Source organism: Subdoligranulum variabile (assembly GCF_025152575.1).
Lineage (GTDB): Bacteria > Bacillota > Clostridia > Oscillospirales > Ruminococcaceae > Gemmiger > Gemmiger variabilis.
In genome coordinates this window covers 416,156-438,694 of record NZ_CP102293.1, presented here as the reverse complement: position 1 = coordinate 438,694, position 22,539 = coordinate 416,156, and the positions used below count along the sequence as shown (strand labels likewise).

The 22,539-nt window shown below is 60.5% G+C and carries 17 protein-coding genes and 1 tRNA gene; 4 read left to right on the top strand and 14 right to left on the bottom strand.

All coding sequences use genetic code 11. The features are described 5' to 3' along the window. Window positions 1-105: 105 nt before the first annotated feature. Entirely contained in the window at window positions 106-771 is a 666-nt protein-coding gene (locus NQ490_RS02115; RefSeq protein ID WP_007047175.1) for a hypothetical protein, read from the bottom strand. An 82-nt stretch (window positions 772-853) separates the two neighbouring features. Next, window positions 854-1,411: a TetR/AcrR family transcriptional regulator gene (locus NQ490_RS02110; RefSeq protein ID WP_007047174.1), complete on the bottom strand. Its 558-nt coding sequence runs from the start codon at window positions 1,409-1,411 to the stop codon at window positions 854-856. A 169-nt stretch (window positions 1,412-1,580) separates the two neighbouring features. Between NQ490_RS02110 and NQ490_RS02105 the strand changes: the two genes are divergently transcribed. After that, window positions 1,581-1,656: transfer RNA gene (locus tag NQ490_RS02105), tRNA-Ala, on the top strand. A 116-nt stretch (window positions 1,657-1,772) separates the two neighbouring features. On the opposite strand, the gene NQ490_RS02100 is transcribed toward NQ490_RS02105, so the two are convergent. The 4 genes from NQ490_RS02100 to NQ490_RS02085 form a co-directional block, all read right to left on the bottom strand. Continuing rightward, window positions 1,773-3,356, bottom strand: coding sequence for a UDP-glucose--hexose-1-phosphate uridylyltransferase (locus NQ490_RS02100; protein ID WP_007047173.1), 1,584 nt, complete (start codon window positions 3,354-3,356; stop codon window positions 1,773-1,775). Window positions 3,357-3,474: 118 nt separating this feature from the next. Continuing rightward, complete coding sequence (locus NQ490_RS02095) at window positions 3,475-4,818, bottom strand: SH3 domain-containing protein (RefSeq protein ID WP_007047172.1); 1,344 nt, start codon at window positions 4,816-4,818, stop codon at window positions 3,475-3,477. Between the two features lie 133 nt (window positions 4,819-4,951). Further along, window positions 4,952-5,881: a nucleotidyltransferase family protein gene (locus tag NQ490_RS02090; RefSeq protein WP_007047171.1), complete on the bottom strand. Its 930-nt coding sequence runs from the start codon at window positions 5,879-5,881 to the stop codon at window positions 4,952-4,954. A 71-nt stretch (window positions 5,882-5,952) separates the two neighbouring features. After that, the gene (locus tag NQ490_RS02085) at window positions 5,953-6,981 is read right to left on the bottom strand and encodes an RING finger protein (RefSeq protein WP_040917760.1); all 1,029 of its coding nucleotides are present in this window, start codon (window positions 6,979-6,981) and stop codon (window positions 5,953-5,955) included. Between the two features lie 182 nt (window positions 6,982-7,163). On the opposite strand from NQ490_RS02085, the gene prfB reads away from it, so the two are divergent. Further along, window positions 7,164-8,285 carry a peptide chain release factor 2 gene (gene prfB, locus NQ490_RS02080; RefSeq protein WP_007047168.1) on the top strand — a complete coding sequence of 374 codons (1,122 nt, stop codon included), beginning with the start codon at window positions 7,164-7,166 and terminating at the stop codon, window positions 8,283-8,285. A gap of 120 nt (window positions 8,286-8,405) precedes the next feature. Then, the gene (locus NQ490_RS02075) at window positions 8,406-10,763 is read left to right on the top strand and encodes an HAD-IC family P-type ATPase (RefSeq protein WP_007047167.1); all 2,358 of its coding nucleotides are present in this window, start codon (window positions 8,406-8,408) and stop codon (window positions 10,761-10,763) included. Window positions 10,764-10,814: 51 nt separating this feature from the next. On the opposite strand, the gene NQ490_RS02070 is transcribed toward NQ490_RS02075, so the two are convergent. From NQ490_RS02070 to NQ490_RS02055, 4 genes are all read right to left on the bottom strand, one after another. Continuing rightward, the gene (locus tag NQ490_RS02070) at window positions 10,815-11,510 is read right to left on the bottom strand and encodes a YoaK family protein (RefSeq protein ID WP_040917758.1); all 696 of its coding nucleotides are present in this window, start codon (window positions 11,508-11,510) and stop codon (window positions 10,815-10,817) included. A gap of 133 nt (window positions 11,511-11,643) precedes the next feature. Further along, a complete protein-coding gene (locus tag NQ490_RS02065; RefSeq protein ID WP_007047165.1) occupies window positions 11,644-13,182 on the bottom strand; it encodes an ATP-binding protein in 1,539 nt (512 codons plus the stop codon). 11 nt (window positions 13,183-13,193) lie between these two features. Further along, the gene (locus tag NQ490_RS02060) at window positions 13,194-14,510 is read right to left on the bottom strand and encodes a vWA domain-containing protein (RefSeq protein ID WP_007047164.1); all 1,317 of its coding nucleotides are present in this window, start codon (window positions 14,508-14,510) and stop codon (window positions 13,194-13,196) included. Window positions 14,511-14,521: 11 nt separating this feature from the next. Then, the gene (locus tag NQ490_RS02055) at window positions 14,522-15,433 is read right to left on the bottom strand and encodes a leucine-rich repeat protein (RefSeq protein ID WP_007047163.1); all 912 of its coding nucleotides are present in this window, start codon (window positions 15,431-15,433) and stop codon (window positions 14,522-14,524) included. Between the two features lie 87 nt (window positions 15,434-15,520). Here NQ490_RS02055 and NQ490_RS02050 point away from each other — a divergent pair, with 87 nt between their 5' ends. Then, a complete protein-coding gene (locus NQ490_RS02050; protein WP_007047162.1) occupies window positions 15,521-16,885 on the top strand; it encodes an MATE family efflux transporter in 1,365 nt (454 codons plus the stop codon). Between the two features lie 56 nt (window positions 16,886-16,941). On the opposite strand, the gene NQ490_RS02045 is transcribed toward NQ490_RS02050, so the two are convergent. The 4 genes from NQ490_RS02045 to NQ490_RS02030 form a co-directional block, all read right to left on the bottom strand. Continuing rightward, entirely contained in the window at window positions 16,942-18,603 is a 1,662-nt protein-coding gene (locus NQ490_RS02045; protein ID WP_007047161.1) for a glutamine--tRNA ligase/YqeY domain fusion protein, read from the bottom strand. Window positions 18,604-18,765: 162 nt separating this feature from the next. Further along, a complete protein-coding gene (gene lepA / locus NQ490_RS02040; protein WP_007047160.1) occupies window positions 18,766-20,574 on the bottom strand; it encodes a translation elongation factor 4 in 1,809 nt (602 codons plus the stop codon). Continuing rightward, entirely contained in the window at window positions 20,574-21,761 is a 1,188-nt protein-coding gene (alr, locus tag NQ490_RS02035; protein WP_007047159.1) for an alanine racemase, read from the bottom strand. The genes lepA and alr overlap by 1 nt, the downstream gene beginning before the upstream one ends. Beyond that, window positions 21,758-22,516, bottom strand: a complete 759-nt coding sequence (locus tag NQ490_RS02030) for a tRNA 2-thiocytidine biosynthesis TtcA family protein (RefSeq protein ID WP_007047158.1) — start codon at window positions 22,514-22,516, stop codon at window positions 21,758-21,760. Before NQ490_RS02030 ends, alr begins: the two co-directional genes overlap by 4 nt. Window positions 22,517-22,539: the final 23 nt, after the last annotated feature.

The following is a 22,539-nucleotide window of genomic DNA, read 5'->3' as shown; positions in this document are numbered from 1 at the left end:
GGAAAGAATCTGCCCTCGTACGGATTGCAATCCGTACGTTATAACAATAAAATCCGAACCCCCAGACAGAGGGTTCGGATTTTTCGCTTGACACGCAAAAAGAATTTAACAAGTTTCCTGATTCATGGCGCGGTAGCCGATGACAACGGTCCAGACATAGGCGCAGGTCTTGGGAATCATCAACATGCCGATCATCGGGTAGACGTCGGCCCAAAGGACCACCGGAATGTAAAAGGCAAAACTGAGTACAATGGTCAACCACATCCAGCGGAATGCAGAATCTGTATGCGCTTTGGCGCTGCGGAAGAAAAGCACGATGATGAGGATGCCCAGCAGCGCAAAGGGGATGTTGCGGTAAATGCCCCAAGAAAGAGGCGACGAGGCACTGAACCACTGATTCTGGGGCATCAGGCAAAGCAGAATGCGCAGCCCGGCCAGCAGATATACCACAGCGGTCAGTGTGCTGCGTCCCCGCACCCGGTAACGCATCCGCCAGACATAGTACAGCAACACATAAAAGACCGTCATCGTCACAGAGGTGATTGCCTTGCCAAGACCGAGGGCAAAGGTGTAGTTTTCCAGCCCGGTGGTGCAAAGGGCTACGGCACGGGGAACCAGATGGAAGGCGTCGCCGGCCCCCAGCACGACAGCCATCCATCCGAAAAGCCGGAACTGTGGCGCAGCTTTAGGGCGGCGGATCATCAGAACGCCGAGGGTGATAACGGTTACAAGATACACCACATCGAAGGTGGTTTCCATGATTGCTTGCATACAAAAAGTCCTTTCTGCAGATATGTTTTGAACGTTGTTCATTTATGGTCCGCAAAAACCTCCCCGATAGGGGAGGCGTGGTTCAGTACAGGGTACGTTCCACCAGCTGCAGCACCGGAGCGGCGTCGTACCGATTGCGAAGCTGCGCGGAAAGCATCAGCGAAAACAGCAGATCGGCAAACTGTTCCGGCGTGAAATCGGCGTCAAAGGCGTCCGCACGGATATCCGGATCACGCTGCAGCACCCGGCACAGCATCTGGATGATGTGGTCCCAGACTTTCTGCATGCGCTGTCTGGCATCCGGGCGGTCGCTGCGCAGGAAACTGACAGAATGCAGCGTAAAGAAGCCGGGATATTGGGCGTTGCCGTAGGCCAGCCGCTGAAAAAGCCATTGTACGCAGTCTTTTGTAGTGGCAAAGGCCACGCCGCCGTCAGCACAGCGGAAAATATCATACCAGACACTTTCCACGGCGGCTCCCACCAGGTCGGATTTAGAGCCGAAGTAATTGTAGACCGTCCCCACCGAGATCCCGCAGGCAGCGGCGACTTCCCGCACATTGAGTGCAGTGCCGCCTTGGCGATGAATAAGGTCGCGGCAGATGGCCAGAATTTCTTCTTTGGATGTGGCAGCGGGTTTCATAGCATCACCTCAAAATGAACAATGTTCATTATAGAGCATAACCCGCTGCCTGTCAAGAGCAGGGAAGGCCGACCCCGGAGAAAAAGAAATTTTTCCCGGAAAAATGCTTGACAAACGCTATCCGGGTTGCTATAATAATAAAGCTGTCAGCGATGACGGCGAGACCTGTGGGGGTGTAGCTCACCTGGGAGAGCGCCTGCATGGCATGCAGGAGGTAAGGGGTTCGATCCCCCTCATCTCCACCACAAAACTCCGGACCAAGCGGTCCGGAGTTTTTTTGTTGCTGTTGTTGGAAATTTTGCAAACACAAACCCCGGGAAAGGGCACCGCCCTTTCCCGGGGTGATTTTTTGGAAATCAGATCAGATCGCCTTGAAACCCACGCTCTGCATGAAGCGCAGGAAGGCATCCTGGCCTTCCTTGTCCTGCTTGAAGACGCCGGCGTTCTCCAGCACATGGCTGAAGACGGTGCCGATCTCCTGTTTGACCGCGTTGTTGGCGTCCTGAGGCGCCATGGAGGTGCCGTACTTGGCAATCAGCTGATCAATCCACTCGGCGTGGACCGCCAGGGGAGATCCTTCTTCGCGGCTGGTGTTGGGACGCTGGCCGGCCAGGATCTCGGCAATCTGGGCGCCCTGATCTTTCAGGCGGGCGGGCAGAATGGCCAGACCCATGACCTCAATCAGGCCGATGTTTTCCTTCTTGATGTTGTGGTATTCCTTGTGGGGATGGAAGATACCGTCGGGGTATTCCTCACTGGTGCGGTTGTTGCGCAGCGCCAGATCCAGAATATAACCGTCCTTTTCATCGTAGTGCAGGATAGGAGTGACGGTGTTGTGGGGCGTATCGCCGGTATGGGAGAGGATGCCGACGCTCTCATCGGTATAGTTGCGCCAGGCCGTGAGGATGTTGTTGGCCACGATCTGGGTCTGCTGGCTGCTGCGGCCAATCAGACGCACCGTGGAGACCGGCCAGTTCAGGATGCCGGCCCGGACGCCGGGGTAGCGGATGTCCGTCATGGGAACGGCAATGGAGGCTTTCTGCATGGGGAAGACGTAGCGGCCCCCCTGGAAATGGCTGTGGCTCAGGATGCTGCCGCCGACAATGGGCAGGTCGGCGTTGGAGCCGCAGGTGTAGTGGGGGAACTGGGAGACAAAGTCAAAGATCTCAGCCAGGGTCTGGCGGTCCATCTCCATGGGCTTGTGGGTCTCGTGCAGCATGATGCAATGCTCATGGAAATAGGCGTAGGGGCTGTACTGCAGATAGAACTGCTGGCCTGCCAGTGTGATGGGCACGATGCGGTGGGTCTGCCGGGCGGGGAAGTTGACGCGGCCGGCGTAGCCGATGTTTTCCTTGCAGAGCATGCAGGCCGGATAACCGGACTTGGGCTGCAGGCGTTCCAGAGCAATGGTCTTGGGATCCTTTTCGGGCTTGGTCAGGTTGATGGTGATTTCCAGGTCGCCGTAGGGACTGGCAGAATTCCACTGGATGTTCTTGGCAATCTGTGCCGTGCGGATGTAGTTGGACACGACGCACAGGTCGTAGAACCAATCGGTGGCCGCTTTGGCACCTTTGCGCTCATAGAGCTTCTTGAATTTCTTGCAGACTTCGCTCTCCCGGGGCATCAGCGCGCCCATCAGTCGGGTTTCGAAGTTGATGCGGAACTGGGGAACCGCACCGTCAAACAGGTCTTTCTGGGCGGCCAACTCCACCATCTCATCCAGCAACGCCGCGGGCGTCTCCGGGTTCTCTTTCGGCGGTTTGGACTCACTGGGCGCACTCAGCGCCAACAGGTCCAGCAGCGTGTTGCGTGCCACCAGTACGTCCAGATCCTTGATGAGCTTGTGCTTGCGCCCAAAGCGCAGCAGCCGCTCCATGTCCAAGGCCAGACGGGCGTCGCGCTGTTCCGGGGTCAAGGCCGTGCAGTCAAATTCATTGTTTGCCATAATTGCCCTCCTGTAGCGGTGTGTTTTCGGTTCTGTTGTACTAACCATACCGCAAAAAACCTCCGTTTTCCATAGCACTGCGTGCCATGGTTTTGCAGTTTTCATTCACAATGCACAATCATTCCAGGTATTCGGTGCTGACCCATCCGAGAGGCCAGTCCTGATAGGCCACAAAGATCCACTCATCCGTGGTGCTGCTGCCGCCCAGCTGTTCTACGTTGGAACCCGGCAACAGGCTGCCGACCTTATCGTATTCGGTGCCGGGACCGGCGCGGACGTTGAGGTTGTCATAGGAGATCGTTCTGTAGATGGGATGATAATAGTCCGGAGGATAAGTATCGGGGAGGACCAGATCAATCGAGACCCAGCGCAGCAGATCCGGTTCTTCCGGCTGAGCGGGGGTGGCTGTGGGGGTGGGGGCACTGGGCACAGAGAAGGCGTGCCATCCGTCAGCCAGTTTGATCCAGCCCAGGCTGCCGTCCCAGACAAGTCCGTCGTAGGTGCAGGGAACAAATTCCTGACCGGCACTGTCCAGCAGACCGAACTTTCCGTCGCGGCAGACCGCTGCATAGCCGTTCAGCAGCGGTGACGCCAGCGACAAATTCCCCCAGGGATCCTGATAAACGGCCTCATAGACCGGGGCGGTGACTTCGGTGCCCTGTTGGTCCAGATAGATCCACTGGCTGCCGCGCCGGGCGGCGGCCAGCAGAGCACCGTGCAGGAAGGGCTGTGCCTGCTGGTAGTCATAGTTGTTCAGCGGTGTCCCGTCGGCGGTGCGATAGCGGTAGGATTCTCCCGTCGTGTCGGAAGGGACTTCGCCCCATTCTTCGCTGATCAGGACTGCATCCTGTGCGGGAAAGCAGTTGCCGTATGCGTCCCGCTGGCCGGGGGTAATATGGGTAGGCTCACTGGGGCCCAGGCTGCCGATATAGGCACACATCTGCCCGCGGTCTTCCAGCCAGAGGTATTTCTCGTAACCGGGGCCGCAATGGGCCATATCGCAGATCCGCCCCTCCCCGATGGAGGTCAGATACCGGGAGGTATCCTCCCAGAAGGCGGCATCAGCGTTGCCGGACACCGCTATCCAGGCGGGATAGCGCGGCGCGCCGTCGGAGCAAAGGGCGACGGGCCGTTCAAAGGCGCAGGACAAGACTTTACTGCCATCGTTGCGCATCAGTCCCCACTGTCCGTCCCGGCAGGTGGTATAGTAACCGGCAAGGGGCTCGTTCCAGACGGAATACCGGCAGACCAGGCGGATCTCATCGTAGGACAGCACCGCCAGATCCACCGCCTGAAGCCCTTCGGGCAAGGAAACGTTCGCTCCGGCCGGGGCTGTATCGACAGTGGCCGCTTCGGCGGTGGCGCTTTCCGCGGTCTCCGGCGTGGCCGCGCTGTTCAGTGCAGGCGGCGTGCAGGCACACAGCAGCAGAGAAAAAGCCAGCGGAACCAAAAGACGTTTCATAAAAAGCACCACCTTTCTCAGCCATAAGGGCTGCCGGTTTTGCAGAACTCTTTTTCTTTATTGTCGCATGTTGTTGTACAGATGTCAATGAAAAATCCCCTGCCGGGAAACCCCGGCAGGGGAGATACTGTTGTTATTTTTTCAGGTCGCTGAACAGGTCTTTGCGGTAGACGCCGTCGGCCACCAGCTTGGCAAAACTGTCGATGACGATCTGCTTGTCCTCGGCGTAGGTGACGCCGAACCACTTGTCGTGGGTGGGCAGCACCTTGACGCTGACCTTGCCCGCATGGAGCAGCTCGTCGATGTAGATGGGCAGCAGATACTCGGCTTTCAGAGGATTGGCCGGTGCGGCTTTCTCAAAGAACTCTACAAAACCGCTCTCCAGCAGATCGACGAAAGCGGGGGTCAGCCCCCACATATTCATGGATACCAGGCTGTCGATGTCGATGGCCTGGCCGCCGGCTGCCGCGCCGTCGGCGGTCTTCTCGATGCCGCTGGTCTCCAGCACGCCGGTGAGATACTGCTCCTCGTTCATCTGGCAGATGCCGCGGGTCACAGCGCCGTTGTCACTCAGGGTGTTTTTCAGCACAAAACCGGCCATGCAGAGCTTGCCGGGCTGCGCAGGATCGTACCCCTGCAGGAAATCATGCAGCTGCACAAAGGCTTCCTTGCCGTAGTAGTCGTCGGCATTGATAACGGCAAAAGGCTCCTGCAGGATGCCCTTGCAGGCCAGCACCGCCTGACCGGTGCCCCAGGGCTTGGTACGGCCCTCGGGGACCGAATACCCCGCGGGCACGTTCTCCAGTGCCTGGAAGGCGTAAGCAATCTCCACACCCAGCTCCTTGCAGGTAGCCTCGATGCGGTCACCGATGGCCTCCTTGAATGCCTGCTCGATGTCGTGACGGATGATGAAGACGATCTTGTCAAAACCGGCTTCGATGGCATCGTGGATGGAATAGTCCATGATGATCTCGCCGTTGGGACCGACAGCGGCCAGCTGCTTGATGCCGCCGCCGAAGCGGGAGCCGATGCCCGCTGCCATGATAACCAATGCTGTTTTCATAGGTTCCTCCTGCTTTTTACATATTTGTCAGAGAACCGGCCGCACCGGGCGGACCGGAAAGTTCCGTGTGATTACCAGCTCATGTCGTAGAGCAGCAGATTCACGAGGGCGGGACCGGCCATATAGAGGAAAGCAACCTCCATCAGCGCTACCAGGCCGAAATACAGGATCGCCGCGAGAATGTTGGTGCCGCCGCTGCGGGAAAGCGCTTCGGTGCGCTCCGGTCCCTCGGGGCACTGGCTGCAGACCGTCTCAATGCGGCTCTTGGCATGCTTTTCATACCAGGACACCGAGAACAGCGCCAGCACCACCCGCAAGGCCCAGCTGGCAATCTCGCCGAAGGTGGCGGCGGTAGCCAGCCAGCCGGTGGGCAGGGGGCCAAAGAAACCGGGATTGTAGTAGGCCACAAGATCCAGCAGCCCCGGCAGATAGAACAGCATCGAAAGAATGCCCGTCAGGATGCCTTCCTTCCACATTTTGCGGTAGAGCAGATAGGCCGGGCCGAAGAAAAAGGCCGAGAAGGAGAAGGTGACCCGGTGCTTGGTTTCGCTCATGCGGAAAAACTGCATGAGGTAGTACATCGGGGAACGCCCCAGGAAAGCGGCCCAGTGTTTGGCCTTGATGCCGTCGATGGGATCCTCGGGCCCTACTTCCCGGCGATAGATCGCACCGTCCGCCCCGGCGCCGAAGGCGTCGATGTGGGGGCCGGACGCTGCGCCGGAATTTCCGCTGCCGGGATTGTAGGAACCCGGATTCCGCGCATAAATGGGGCCGTTGTCCTCGGAAGGTGCCTGTTCACGGGCCGAATCATCGGGGCGGGGCAGGGGCACGCCGCAGTGGCTGCAGCGGGCCGAGCCCGGTTCGTTGTGGGTGCCGCAGTTGGGGCAGATGGCCGCATGGGCAGCGGCCTCGGCTTCGGGGCCGAATTCCGGTTTCCACTCAAAACCGGCAGCATGCTCGGACTGATGCATGCAGACGCCGACTTTCTGCCAGCAGGCGCGGTGGTAGGGGGTGCCGCATTCGGGGCAAACGACGATGTCGTCATCGTCGGTAAAAGCCTGTTCACAGACAGGACAGTGATTTCCAGTGTAACGTGCCATGTGTATGTGTCCTCCCAATAGCATAGAGCCATTATACCGCATTGCCGTGGCAAATGCAAAGAATTTTCTATGAAGTTTGCGCATTCCGGCGCCTTTTTGGCCCGATTGTCCCTCTTTACAAACCCCCTCGGTATGGTTTATACTATTACTATGTGAATTTATGCCAACCAAGGGGTAACGATATGATCACCATTGACGAATTGAAAGCAAAACTCGGCGGAATGAAGACCTCCGTGGACGATCTGCGCGACGCGCTGTCCATCGAAGCCAGCGAAAAGCGACTGGCGGAGCTGGAGCACCAGATGACACTGCCCGGCTTCTATGACGATCAGGAGAAGAGCCAGCGGGTCATCAGCGAGATGGGCGAAGTGAAGAACAAGCTGGAGCGTTTCGGCAAGCTCTCCACCCAGTACGAAGAGGCGGAAACCCTGCTGGAGATGATCGAGGAGGAGAACGATCCTTCTCTTGCCAGCGAGGGCGAGCAGGCGGTCGAGGGCGTGGAAAAGGCCATCGACGAGCTGCAGCTGATGACGATGCTCAACGGCGAATATGACCACAACAATGCGATTCTGACCTTCCACGCCGGCACCGGCGGCACCGAAGCCCAGGACTGGGCCGAAATGCTCTACCGTATGTACACCCGCTGGGCCGAAGCCCATGGCTACAGCGTGGAAGTGCTGGACGTCCTGGACGGCGACGAAGCGGGCATCAAGTCCGCTTCCATGATGATCAAGGGCGCCAATGCCTACGGCATGCTCAAGAGCGAGCACGGCGTGCACCGGCTGGTGCGTATCAGTCCCTTCGACGCCAACGCCCGCCGGCAGACCAGCTTTGCCAGCCTGGAAGTCATGCCGGAACTGAATGACAACATCCAGATCGAGATCAACCCGGCGGATATCGAGATGCAGGTCTACCGCTCCTCCGGTGCCGGCGGCCAGCACATCAACAAGACTTCCTCGGCGGTGCGTCTGATCCACAAGCCCACCGGCATTGTGACCAGCTGCCAGACCCAGCGCAGCCAGCTGCAGAACCGCGAGTACGCCATGGAGATGATGAAGGCCAAGCTCTATCAGATCGCGCTGCAGCAGCACAAGGACAAGATCGACGACATCAAGGGCGTGCAGAACGAGATCGCCTGGGGCCATCAGATCCGCAGCTATGTCTTCATGCCCTACACGCTGGTCAAGGACCATCGCACCAACTACGAAAGCGGCAACGTGCAGGCGGTCATGGACGGCGACCTGGACGGCTTTATCTACGCCTACCTGAAGGCCAGTTCCCGCGGCGAACTGCAGGACGTGTAATCGATTCGGAATCAAAAACGGCACGCAGGATTTCCTGTGTGCCGTTTTTTGCATACCGACGCTTTATTTGTTCACAATCGGCTGGTATACTGTTGCTCTATCAGGAAAGGAGTCCGCGGTATGTCTTCATCCAATGGGCTGACGTCGGCCGAAGTCGAGGCACGGCGCCGGCAGGGAAAAGTGAATCATCCGCCCGAGTCGCCCACCAAGACGGTGGGCCAGATCGTGCGGGACAATCTGTGCACCTACTTCAACCTTGTGTTCGTGGTGCTGGCGGTCATGCTGGCCACGGTGGGATCCTGGCTCAACATGGGATTCCTGGGCGTGGTGGTCTGCAATACCCTCATTGGCATCGCCCAGCAGCTGCGCGCCAAAAAGACCATCGACGAACTGACCCTGGTCTCGGCGCGCAAGGTCCGCTGTCTGCGGGACGGGCGCTGGGATACCTGTCTCTCGGAAGAACTGGTGCAGGACGACGTGGTGGAATTTGGCGCCGGGGATCAGATCGTGGCGGATGCCGTGGTGCTGGACGGCAGCGTGCAGGTTAACGAATCGCTGATCACCGGCGAAGAACGGGCGGTGCCCAAGACCGTGGGAGGAGAACTTCGCTCGGGCAGTTTTCTCATGGCTGGTCGCTGCACAGCCCGGCTGACCCGGGTGGGGGCGGAGAGCTATGCCAGCAAACTGACGGCGGCCGCCCAGGCTGACGGCCACAAAGTAGCCAAGGGCGAGATGATGCGCTCACTGGACAAGTTGATTCAAGCCATCGGACTGGGACTGGTCCCGGTGGGCATCGCCCTGTTCTGGAAGCAGCACTGGGTGCTGTCGGTGGACCTGCGCGGCTCGGTGGAGAGCACGGTGGCAGCCCTTATCGGGATGATCCCTGAAGGACTCTATCTGCTCACCAGTGTGGCGCTGGCCATCGGGATGCTGCGGCTGGCACGTCGCCGGGTGCTGACGCAGGATATGAACTGCATCGAGACGCTGGCCCGGGTGGATGTGCTTTGCATGGACAAGACCGGCACCATCACCGAGAGTGCTATGGAGGCCGATGCTCCGATTCCACTGGCGCAGGCGCCGCTGGCGGAAATTCTGCGCAGCTACTATACAGCAGAGGAGCCTGACAACGATACCGGCAGAGCCCTGAAAGCGCGCTTCGGGCAGGAGGGGGAACACTGGCCGGTGACCGGGCAGATCCCCTTCAATACCGCTTATAAATACAGCGCCAAGTCTTTCGGGGCGCAGGGTGTGTACGTGGTCGGCGCTCCCGACGTGCTGGCAGGTTCCCGGATCGGTGAATTCCAGGCACAGCTCGCGCCGCTGCTGGCAGAAGGGCGCCGGGTGCTGCTGCTCGCCCGCTGCCGCGAGGCGCTGCCCGAGCAGCCGGAACGTCTCGAACCGGCGCAGCTGGAGTTTCTGGCGCTGCTGCCCCTGCAGAACCGCATCCGGGCCAGCGCCCCCGAAACCATCCGGTATTTTGCCCAGCAGGGGGTACAGCTGAAAGTGATCTCCGGCGATGACCCCCGGGCGGTCAGTCATGTGGCTGCCGAAGCGGGCATCCAGGGAGCCGAACAGTGGGTGGACGCCGCCACGCTCCAGAGTGGCGCGGAGCTGGAGGAAGCGGCCCGGCACTGCACGGTCTTCGGACGAGTAACGCCGGAACAGAAACGCAAACTGGTCCATGCTCTGCAGACGGCAGGGCATACGGTGGCGATGGTGGGCGACGGCGTGAACGACGTGCTTGCCCTGAAGGACGCTGACTGCGGTATCGCCATGGCTTCGGGAGCACAGGCGGCCAGCCAGGTGGCACAGCTGGTGCTGCTGGATTCGGATTTCGCCGCGCTGCCCGATGTGGTGGCAGAGGGGCGCCGTGTCATCAACAACATCCAACGCTCGGCATCCCTTTTCCTCGTCAAGAACATCTTCTCGCTGCTGCTCAGCCTGGCGGCACTCTGCCTGCCGTTGGCCTATCCGTTCCAGCCGCTGCAGCTCTCGCTGCTGTCGGCGGTCACCATCGGTCTGCCCTCCTTTGTGCTGGCTCTGGAGCCCAACTATGAGATGGTCCGGGGCAAATTCATGCACAATGTGCTGCACGATGCGCTGCCGGGCGGCCTGACCGATTTCCTGCTGGTCTTCTGCGCCCAGGGGTTTGCCTATGCTTTCGATCTATCCGCTGACGCCCTGGGAACCATCAGCACACTGCTTGTCCTGGAAACCGGCCTCATCGTGCTGTTCCGTGTCTGCCATCCTTTCACGCCGCTGCGTTGGGCGCTGTGGGGCAGCTGCACGATTCTGGGGCTGGGCGGCGCCGTGCTGTTTGCCCCCTGGCTGGAACTGATCCCGCTGGGCCTGGGGGAGACCCTGGTCCTGGTGGTGCTGGCAGCGCTGGTCCTGCCGGTGCTGCGCTGCATCGCACGGGTGGTGGATGTCCTCTGGCAGAAAGGGCGGCAGCTTCGAGCCCGCCGGAAAACTGCATAACAGAAAAACCGCACGGGGATCTTCCCGTGCGGTTTTTACTTGGAAGAAAACTCAGTAGGTCTCTGCAGGCCGGTTGGTTTCCTTGCGGAACATCAGGCAAAGGCTCACGCAGAGCAATGCGCAGGAGAGCCAGATGGTGCGCAGCCCCAGCGGTGCCATGCATTGGGCTCCCACGCCGGCGCCCAGTGCAAAGAGAAGGATTACGGCAAAATAATGCCCGGCCTTGCCCAGCGTTTTTTTGTCGTGGAGGCGCAGCCCGGTGACGAGGGCATCCATGCCGCTGCGCAGATTGCCGATGCACATGGTGCTGGCAAAGGGATACCCATGGACTTTGCGGAAGGCCTGCACCTGCATGGCGCAGGCAAAGGATACCAGCGCATTGGCAGCCAGATTCAGCGCATCCGGCAGGAATCCTACCAGGAAGAGCAGCACGATCTCCACCAGCAGCACCAGCTGGCGCCAGTGCAGGCGACGGCCCTCCTTACAGAAGACGCGGATCAGTTCCGCGGCGGCCACACCCAGGGCAAAGGCCAGTACGGGAACCAGATAATGAAAAAAACGCGCCCAGTCCCCGGTGAAAAGGGACTGCCCCATAAAGACGATGTTACCGGTCTGGGCGTTGGCAAACACTTTGCCGCGGCCCAGATAGGTGTACGCATCCTGCAACCCGCCGGACAGCGAAAGAAACAGGACGGTGCGAAATGCCTCGGACATCTGCCGGGACGACGATGAAACTTGTTGTGCCATAACAAAACCCCTCTCCTGCACAAACACCGCTGCCTCTCGCCGCAGCGGTTCCGTCGCCCATTATACTCCGCCAGCAGCCCGCTGTAAAGGGCAGCACAAAGGCCCGGTGCACTCCAAGCGCCGGGCCTTTTGTTCAGAAGTCTGTACTGTGTTCCTCTGCGCGGATGTCGTCCCGCTGCAGTTCTGCCAGCAGTTCGTCCTCACCGGCGTGAAGCAGCAGTTTCTGGCTGTACAGCTCGAACCGTTCGCACTCGTTGTCCGCCAAAAACGGCGCCGAGTCAGGGCCAAGGGCCAGCTCGTTCACAAAGACGACCATCTCCTGCCCATCGGGAAAAGCCCGTTCCATAAAATCAAAGGCGGCTTCCAGGGCATCGGAGGCGGTGTTCACGGCTTCTTCCCGCCGCTGCACCTGCTGATTGAAGGCTGCCCGCACGGCATCAAAGGCGTCATCTGCGTCCAGACCGGCATCCAGGGATCCGGCCCAGCGGTCCAGCAAGGAGGCAGCCCGGGTGCGGGTGGCTACCTCGGCGGGCAGCATCGTCCCGGAGGTTTTGCCCTCTTCCAGACGCGCGCGGTAGCTCTTGCACTGTTCGGCAAACAGATCGGCGGGCACCGCATCCTCATCGGCCTGATTCAGCGTCCGTTTGAAGTTGCGCAGCTGCTGGTAGCAGGCGTCGGTCACGGCGTCGGCGCTGCGGGCGGCCGCAAAACGGGTGTTCAATCCTGCCAGCAGTAGGCTTACCAGGCTGATGCGCTCGTCAAAGCTGGCGTTCAGGGCACGCTCCAGCACTGCGTCAAAGGGTTTGCCCTGCAGGATGTCCTCCACACCGTAATCCTGGTGGTATTTGCGGTAGAGTACCCAGTAGGCGGCAAAATCCCGGGCAACATCAGGGTGACGCAGATACTGGCCGATGACGCCTTCGTCCACCGGCAGATCCAGTTTGTCGGCGGCCTGCAGGAAGGCGGAAAGATCCTCCCAGCCGCGAGCAGTCACAAACTGCGGTCCATCCACATCGTTCTCGATTTTGTAGAAGTGCTGGGGGCGCAGTTCCAGATAGGCCATCACGGCCGGATGCAGGCGATGGGCGCGGGCGTAGGTCTGCCAGACGCTGAGCTTGGGTTCAATGTCAATGCGGCGTACGCGGTCCAGGGTGACCAGGTCAAAGTCCCGCACGCTCTTGTTGTATTCCGGCGGGTTGCCGGCGGCCACGATCACCCAGCCTCCCGGCACAGCCTGGTTGCCGAAGGTTTTGCACTGCAAAAACTGCAGCATGGTGGGAGCCAGCGTCTCACTGACGCAGTTGATCTCATCAATGAAGAGAATGCCGTTTTTCTTGCCGGTGCGTTCCATGGCGGCATAGACACTGGCGATGATCTCGCTCATGGTGTATTCGGTCACGCTGCGGGTCTTGCCGCCAAAATTGCGCTCCCGGATAAAGGGCAGACCCACGGCGCTCTGGCGGGTATGGTGGGTGATGGTGTAGGCCACCAGGGCAATGTCGCATTCCTGGGCGATCTGCTCCATGATTTGGGTCTTGCCCACACCCGGAGGGCCCATCAGCAGGATGGGCCGCTGGCGCACCGGCGGAATCAGCGGGCAGCCGGTGTCATCGCAGGCAAGGTATGCCTGGACGGTATGTTTGATCTCCTCTTTGGCACGTTGGATGTCCATGTGCTATCTTCTCATCCTTTCGGTTGGGTTAAAAATTCCTCCGGCTGCAATACCAGCCGCATGGCCCAGGCGGGGACCTCCGGCGGCGGTTCTCCGTTCTCCAGAAACAGGAATGCCACATCGAAGGGCGGCCGCCTGGCCGGGTAGGTGCCCTTGCCGTCGGTAAAATACAGAACGCCCTGCATGTCTCGCAGGGGCCCCTCGGCACGCAGTTCCTCGATGCGGGCAAAGGCGGGACGGAAATCCGTCCCGCCGCCGCCCACCAGGGTGAACGCCTCGGTGTAACGGTCCAGCGCTTCCAGGTCGTACAGCCAGGTCTCGTCCCGCACGGCGTTGTCGGCCTGCATCACCAGGATGCGGCACTGCCGGAAAAAGCTGTCCTGGCTTTTCAGCAGGGTGAAGGTCTCCCGCAGAAAATTCTTTACAAGATCCCCGGCGGTGGATTCGCTGGTGTCCAGCACGATGACAAAATCCCGGATCTTCTTGCTCTCCCGGCTTTCCAGCGGTTCGATCAAAGGCATCTTGCCGTAGGTTCGAAGACCATAGGTATAGTATCCCAGATCAAATTCATCAGGGTCCAGGTGGGGTTCCTCCCGCCAGACGGCAAACCGGCGCAGAAAGTCTTTGTAGCTGCGACGGCTGCGGCTTGCCTGTACCTGAGCCTGCAGGGCACGGGCTCCGTCGGTCTCACCGGCCTGCTGCCCGAACTCCTCCATGCTCAGTTCGGTCTGGCGGCCCATCTGCTCCCACTGCTTGCCGCGGATCTGGGCGGTGGGACTGTCCGGGTCAGCGGGCCACAGCCGGTGATCGTCGCAATAAAATTCCCGTTGATATTGCTGCAGGGTGGCGGCATCGGTGGAAACCAGCACGCGGTAGATCGGCCCGGCGGCCAGCAGCTTGCATTGGGCTTGCAGCCGGGCGTAAGCCTGCTGCCGGATCCAGCCCACTGGACGGGTGGTGGCAGGCGTGCCCAGAGAATCCAGCAGATGTTCCACGGCAATATCACAGGCGAGCCCCCACAGAGCCGGGTCCCGGCGGTCCCGCAGCCAGAGGTGGCGCAGGATGCAATGGAACAGACTGTGCAGATATGCCCGGGGCAGGTACCGACGGTTTTTGCGGTACAGGTTCAACACCCATTCCGGAGGGTAATACAGGCTGGCACCGTCGGTGGCCAGGGCCGTTTGGGTGCTGTTCAGCGGAGCAGGAGGGAGCGCGCCCAGGGCAGCATTCAGATAGCGCTGGTCCAGATACAGTTCACTGCGGATCTGTTCCATGACACGGCGCGCCATCGTCTGTTCCCATTCCGTTTGGGTTTCGGTATGCGGCATAGACCCCTCCGTCAAAGATCATCAAAATCGTACTGCTTGGCGGCACGCTTGGGCCGGGCCAGCAGGATGGTAGCACCGGCGCTCCAGCCGGTCCGGGCACATTGGGCGGCGGCCTCCTGCACAGGCAGTCCCAGCCCGACCAGCAGCCGAAGGGCAGCTTCGTCCCGTTCTGTGATGGCCTGCCCAAAGGCAGCACCGGGATGGGCGGTCAGGTAAAATTCATAGTCGGTGCGGGCGCTGTCATGAAGGGCAAAGGGAGCCAGCAGCCGTCCCAGCGCCATGCGGCAGAGCTTTTCCTCACTTTCCCCCACACAGGCCTGGGCAAAGGTGGCGTCGTAGGCGGTATAATCCACAGCGCCGCCCGCAAAGCACTGGCGCATGCGGTATCCCTCGCCTTCGATGCTGTGGTTGAAGATGTGGGCGGGGGTGTTTTCGTCCAGCCACTCGAAGTATTCGGGGTAGAACAACCGGGCCCCCGGCGCGCCGAGAAATTCCACGCTTACATCGGCACTCACGGCACCCAGCAGTTTTTTCAGTCCGGTTTCGGCATCGGGGGCAGTCCGCAACGCAAAGGTGCGCAATGCCTTGCAGTTAGTAAACAGGTCGCTGCCGAGACTTTCCAGATGCGGCCCGGCCTCCACCCGGCGCAGGCGGTGGCAGTTATAGAATACGGCACTGTGCAGCACACGGACGGAATCCGGCAGTACGGCTTCCTCCAGAAAATCCCCGGTCACTTCGTGGGTGTCGGCACTTTCGACCGGCCAGAGAGAACCGCCGGTCACAGCCCGTGCGGCAAAGCAATAGGGGCCCAGTTCGGTGACCGGCCGACCGGCTACCGTGCCGGGCAGGACGGGGCAGGGAGAATCCCCCAAAACGCGCAGAATCCGCGCTCCATCCCCGCAGGGCTGCCACAAAACCGCCATGTCTTTTTCCCCCTCTTTACATTGTCGCCATTATAGCATAAAATAGGTGCGCAAGGAATACAAAAGAGGAGAAAAACAGGTTTTATTATGCGGACAGTCAAACAAACAGATATTCTGACCGGCAGCATTCCTCGACAGCTGCTGGTTTTCTTTCTGCCCATCTGGTTCGGCACGTTGTTCCAGCAATTGTACAACACCGCCGACACTCTCATTGTCGGCAACTTTGTAGGAACCAATGCGCTGGCGGCCGTGGGGGCCACCGGCGCTTTCGTCAATCTGCTGGTAGGCCTGTTCGTGGGTCTTTGCAGCGGTGCCGGCGTGGTGGTGGCGCAGAGTTACGGCGCCCGGGACATCGACGCCGTGGACCGGCAAGTGCACACAGCGCTGGTGTTCAGTGTGGTGATCGGCGCGCTGCTGACCGTGCTGGGACTTCTCACGGCGGAGCCGGTGCTGCGGCTGATGGGCACGCCGGCGGAAATCCTGGAGGACGCAGCACTCTACCTGCGCATCTACTTCCTGGGTATGATCCCGCAGATTCTGTACAACATGGGCACCAACATCCTGCGGGCGGCGGGGGACTCCAAACGCCCTCTCTATTTCCTGATCGTGGCGTCCCTGGTCAACATTGTGCTGGACGTTGTTTTCATCGCGGCGTTCCACTGGGGCGTGGCAGGGGCTGCGCTGGCCACGGTGATCAGCCAGGTTGCCAGTGCGGTGCTGACGCTGCGCTGTCTGGCCGGCTCCCAGGGGATGCCGTGGCATCTGGCGGCGTCCAAGCTGCGGATGGAGCGGGCAATCCTGGTGGCGATCTGCACCATCGGCATTCCGGCGGCGGCTCAGAGCGCCCTCTACAATGTGAGCAATATGATGATCCAGAGCTGCATGAACGGCTTCGGTACCAACACCATTGCGGCCTGGGGTGTCTACGGGAAGATCGACTTCATCTTCTGGATGACCATCAACTCGCTGGGCATCGCCATTACCACCTTCGCGGGACAGAACTTTGGCGCCAAACAGTACGACCGCGTACACCGCGGCACCCGAGTCTGCCTGACGATGGCGGCCGGCATCACCATTTTTATCAGCGTTGTGTTCTACTTCGCCGCAAGGCCGCTGTTCAGTCTGTTCAGTCAGGACCCGGAGGTCATTGCGGTGGGTGTGCAGATGATGCAGGTGCTGGTGCCTGCCTATGTGACCTACGTCTGCATCGAAATCCTGTCCGGCGCCCTGCGCGGCTGCGGGGACGTGCGCGTGCCCACCCTCATCACGGTGTTCTGTGTCTGCGGGCTGCGCATCCTGTGGCTGCTGACGGCGGTTCCGGTGTGGCATTCAGTGGCCACGGTGGAACTGAGCTATCCCATTACCTGGATCCTGGCCTCGCTGCTGTTCATCGTTTACTACAAAAAAGGCGGATGGCTGCGCCGCTGCATTGCAGCGCGCCACGGTGCCTGACCGGTAAGCAATAACGCAAAAAAGACCGACGCGGCTGCGTCGGTCTTTTTTATATCTTACAGCTTGAAACTGTCTTTGAGGGTCACGATGCGGTTGTACACGCCGGGGTTCTTGCTGTCCGGTGTGAAGTAACCGGTGCGCACGAACTGGAAGCGCTCGCCGGGCTTGGCGTCCTGCAGGCTTTCCTCCAGCTTGGCATGGGAGATCACGGTCACGCTCTCGGGGTTCAGGTAATCCTTGAAGTCGGCACCGTCGGGGATGCTGTTCATGTTGGCTTCGGTGAACAGCTTGTCATACAGGCGGACTTCCGCCTCCACGCAGTGAGCGCAGCTGACCCAGTGGATGGTGCCGCGCACCTTGCGGCCATCGGCGGGATTGCCGTTCTTCGTCTCGAGGTCCGCCTCGGCATGGACGGCCGTGATATTGCCGGCCTCATCCTTGTCCACACCGGTGCAGCGCACAAGATAAGCGCCCATCAGGCGGACTTCGCTGCCCAGGGTCAGACGCTTGAACTTCGGCGGAGGAACCTCAAAGAAGTCGCTGCGGTCGATCCAGACTTCCTTGGTGAAGGCCACCTTGCGGGTGGACGTATCGTTGGCGTCGCGGTTCGGGTTGTTGGGCAGGTCAAAATACTCGCAGGCATCGGTAGGATAGTTGTCGATGATGAGCTTGACGGGATCCAGCACAGCTACGCGGCGCTGGGCGTTGAGTTCCAGCTCGGCACGCAGCACAGCCTCCAGCTGACGCATGTCCACCAGGCTGTCGGCCTTGGAGATGCCGGCCTCCTTGACGAAGGTGAAGATGCTGGTGGGGGTATAGCCGCGGCGCCGCAGACCGCTCAGTGTCGGCATGCGGGGGTCGTCCCAGCCATCCACAATGTTCTTCTCCACCAGTTCCCGCAGATAGCGCTTGCTCATGACGGTGTTGGTCACATTCAGGCGGGCAAACTCGCGCTGTTTCGGGAATTCGGTGCCGAAGATGTTGGTGATGACCCACTCATACAGCGGGCGGTGGTTCTCGAATTCCAGGCTGCAGAGGCTGAAGGTGATGCCTTCGATGGCGTCCTGAATGGGATGGGCAAAGTCGTACAGGGGATAGATGCACCACTTGTCGCCCTGGCGGTGATGGGTCACGTGCTTGATGCGGTAGATCGCGGGGTCGCGCATATTCATGTTGGGGCTGGCCAGGTCGATCTTGGCGCGCAGCGTTTTTTCGCCGTCGGCAAATTCACCGGCGCGCATGCGGCGGAACAGGTCCAGGTTTTCCTCCGGCGTGCGGTCACGGTAGGGACTGGGGCGGCTGGGCTTGCCGGCATCGTTGCCGCGGTATTCCTGCATCTCCTCACGGGTCAGGTCGTCCACATAGGCCTTGCCTTCCCGGATCAGCTTCTCGGCGTATTCGTAGCAGCGCTCAAAGTAGTCGCTGCCGTAGAAGATGCCGCCGTTGGGATCGGCCCCCAGCCAGTGCAGATCCTGCAGGATGCTCTGCACATATTCGTCGCCTTCGCGGGCGGGGTTGGTATCGTCAAAGCGGAGGTTGAATTTGCCGCCGTAGTGCTTGGCGATGGTATAGTTGATGAAAATCGCCTTGGCCGAACCGATATGCAGATATCCGTTGGGCTCCGGCGGAAAACGGGTATGCACGGTATCGACCTTGCCCTCGGCAAGGTCGGCATCAATGATATCCGTCAAAAAGTTGGAAAATTTCTCTTCTGCCATAAATCGCACCCCAAATTTTTAGTGTCCCTTTATTGTACACTACTTCCTATAAAATGGCAAGGGGCGCAGATTTCAAAATGACGGGGGAGCCACCGACAAAAAACTCCCGCGCGGCGGGGATCGCCGTGCGGGAGGAAAGGATGATTATGGCAGCTGGAAAGCTCAGGAATCGGAATCCAGTTTCAGGACGGCGGTGAAGGCTTCGCTGGGCAAGGTCACGCTGCCCAGCTGGCGCATCTTCTTTTTGCCTTCCTTCTGCTTTTCCAGCAGTTTTTTCTTGCGGGTAATGTCGCCGCCGTAGCACTTGGCCAGAACGTCCTTGCGCATGGCCTTGACGGTTTCGCGGGCGATGATCTTGCCGCCCACAGCTGCCTGGATGGGGATCTCGAACAGTGCGCGGGGGATGTTCTCCTTGAGCTTCTCGCAGATGCGGCGGCCCTTGGCGTAGGCATTGTCCGAGAAGACGATCATGGACAGGGCATCCACGGGATCGCCGTTGAGCAGGAAGTCCAACCGGACCAGCTTGCTCTCGTGCCAGCCCTCCCACTCGTAGTCGTAGCTGGCGTAGCCGCGGCTGCGGGATTTGATGGCGTCAAAGAAATCGTAGACGATCTCGCCCAGCGGCAGCTGGTAGTGCAGGTCGACGCGGGTCTCGTCCATATATTTCATGTCGATCATGACGCCGCGCTTGGTTTGGCAGAGATCCATCAGCGGGCCCACATAGTCGTTGGGGGTATAGATGTGGGCGTTGACAAAAGGTTCTTCCTGCTTGACGATGCGGGTCGGATCGGGGTAGGCGGCGGGGTTGTCGATGATCTCCACAGTGCCGTCGGTCAGCGTCAGCCGGTACTGAACGCCGGGCGTGGTGGTGATGAGATCGAGGTCAAACTCCCGCTCTAGGCGCTCGGTGATGATCTCCATATGCAGAAGTCCCAGGAACCCGCAGCGGAAGCCAAAGCCCAGGGCGGCGCTGGTCTCCGGCTCAAAACTCAGGGAGGCATCGTTGAGCTGCAGCTTCTCCAGGGCGTCCTTCAGATCGGGATAGTCGGCGCCGTCGGCCGGGTAGATGCCGCAGAAGACCATCGGCGTTACGGTGCGGAAACCGGGCAGCGCCTCGGCTGTGGGGTTGGAGGCCAGGGTCACGGTATCGCCCACACGGGTGTCCCGCACAGTCTTGATGCTGGCGGTCAGATAGCCGACCTCGCCGGCTTCCAGTTTGTCACAGGGAGTCAGGCTGGTGGCGCCCATATGGCCTACTTCCACCAGCTGGAACTCGGCGCCGGTGCTCATCAGCCGGATGGTATCCCCGGGTTTGACGGTCCCCTCGAAAACGCGCACGTAGACGATGACGCCCTTGTAACTGTCGTAGATAGAGTCAAAGATCAGCGCTTTCAGCGGCTTGTCCGCGTCGCCGGTGGGGGCGGGAATCTGGTTTACCACGCATTCCAGCACGTCCTTGACGCCGATGCCCAGCTTGGCCGACACCCGCGGCGCCTCCATGCAGGGCAGGCCGATGACGTCCTCCACTTCCTTGGCCACGGTGTCGGGATCGGCGCTGGGCAGATCGATCTTGTTCAGGATCGGCACGACCTCCAGATTGTGGTCCAGCGCCAGATAGCAGTTGGCCAGCGTCTGGGCCTCCACGCCCTGGCTGGCATCCACCACCAGCACGGCACCCTCGCAGGCAGCCAGGCTGCGGCTGACCTCGTACTGGAAGTCCACATGGCCCGGGGTGTCGATGAGGTTGAGTTCATAGGTCTTGCCGTCGTCGGCTTTGTAGCGCATGGTGACGGCACGGGCCTTGATGGTGATGCCGCGCTCCTTTTCGATGTCCATATCGTCCAGGACCTGGTCGGTCATGGTGCGCTTGTCAACACTGTCGGTCAGCTCCAGCATGCGGTCCGACAAGGTGGACTTGCCGTGGTCGATGTGAGCGATGATACAAAAGTTGCGGATCGTATCGCGAGCCATCAATTTTCCTCCAAATCGTTCCAGATCTTGCAGATTTTTCCGTTCTCCATATATACGCGGGGCACGCGGCGGGCAATCCCGCAGACAATCTCGTAGGAGATGGTGTCGGTCTTGCGGGCAATGGTGTCGGCGGTGTCGGGGGCGCCGGGGCCGAAGACGGTCACCTCATCTCCCATGCGCACACCGGGAATGTTCGTCACGTCCAGAAGCGTCTGGTCCATGCAGACGCGGCCCAGCACCGGTGCAGGCCGGCCGTTGACCATCATCAGCCCCTGGCCCTGGCTGCCGGACAGCATCCGCGGATAGCCGTCGGCATAGCCCACGCAGGCGGTGGCGACCCGCATGGGGGCTTTGGCCGTAAAGGTACGGCCGTAGCTGACGCTCTGGCCGGGCAGCAGATCCTTCACAAAGGTCACGATGCATTTCAAAGTCATGACCGGTTTCAGTACGGGGAAGTGCAGCTCGTCGCTGGGATCCAGCCCGTACAGGATGATGCCGGCGCGGGTCATATCGTTGCGCCATTCGGGATGACGCAGCTGGGCCGCAGAGTTGGCGCAGTGCACCGTGCCGGTGTCGTAGCCATCGGCCTGCAGCTGGTCCACCACCTTGCGGAACAGTGTATACTGGTTGTCGGTGTAAGTCTGGGCGTCCGGTTCCAGACTGTCGGCCACCGCAAAATGCTGGAAGATGCCGCAGATGGAAAGCCCGGGCAGGGAACAGAGCGCTTCCAACTCCCGCACCACGGCCTGCCAGTCGCTCTGCGCCGCAAAACCGATGCGGCCCATGCCGGTGTCGATCTTCAGATGGACCTTGACCTGTACCCCGGCGGCTACCGCCGCGGCGGAGAGGGCTTTGGCATATTCGGTGGAGAAACAGGCGGTGGCGATATCCTCCTGGGCCAGTGCAGAGGCCTCCGAAGGGTCGGCGTAACCCAGAATCAGCACCGGCACCGTGATGCCATGGCGGCGCAGCCGCTTGGCCTCGGCCAGGCAGCTGACGGCAAAGGCCGCCGCGCCTTCCTCCTGCAGAACGCGGGCCACCACGATGTCGCCGTGGCCGTAGGCGTCTGCCTTCACCACCGCGCATACCGGTCCGCCGATGGTGCGTTTGATAAAAGCAAAATTGTGCCGCAGGGCATCGAGGTCGATCTCGGCCCAGCAGTGTTTTTCCAAGATGGGATCGTTCATTTGGCCCACTCCTTCTTCCGGCCGGTGTGCAGTGGTTTCCAGCCGTCAATGCCGCTCTCCTGCAAGGCATGCAGCGTTTTCTGGCGGAAGGCAGGATCCTTGCGGCTGAATTCACGGACAAACTGCTTGGTTTCCTCACGGGTGGTCACGCCGTCGGCGGGGCAGCGGCTCTTAATGACCGGCAGTCCGGCGCGCTTCACCGCAGAGGTGACTTCGCTCTCGGTGGCCAGCAGCAGCGGCCGGATCATCGTCAGGTCACGGCGGGACAGGTAGGTCACCGGCGAAAAGCATCCGATGCGCCCCTCCCGCCAGAGGTTCATATAAAAGGTTTCCACCGCGTCGTCCAGGTGATGCCCCAGCGCCACCTTGTTGCAGCCCAGCTGCTGGGCTGCGGTGTGCAGTGTGCCGCGGCGCAGCTTGGCGCACAGGGCACAGGGGTTGGATTCCTTGCGGTAGTCGAAGACCACCGGACCGATGTCGGTGCGGCGCACCTCATAGGGAATGTTTTCTGCCGCAAAAAGTTCGGACAGGGGACTGTAATCGGTCTCCACCCCGCCGAAACAGGGGTCCAGTGTCACGGCCTGCACTTCAAAGGGAACGCCCAGATAGGCGCGCAGCCGTCCCAGGGCGATGGTCAGCACGACGCTGTCCTTGCCGCCCGAAACACCGACCATGACGCGGTCCCCGGGGGCGATCATCTCATAATCCTGTACGGCCTTGCGCACCAGACCGGTGATATGCTGCATGGCGTCCATGACCGCCCTCCTTTCTCATTCTT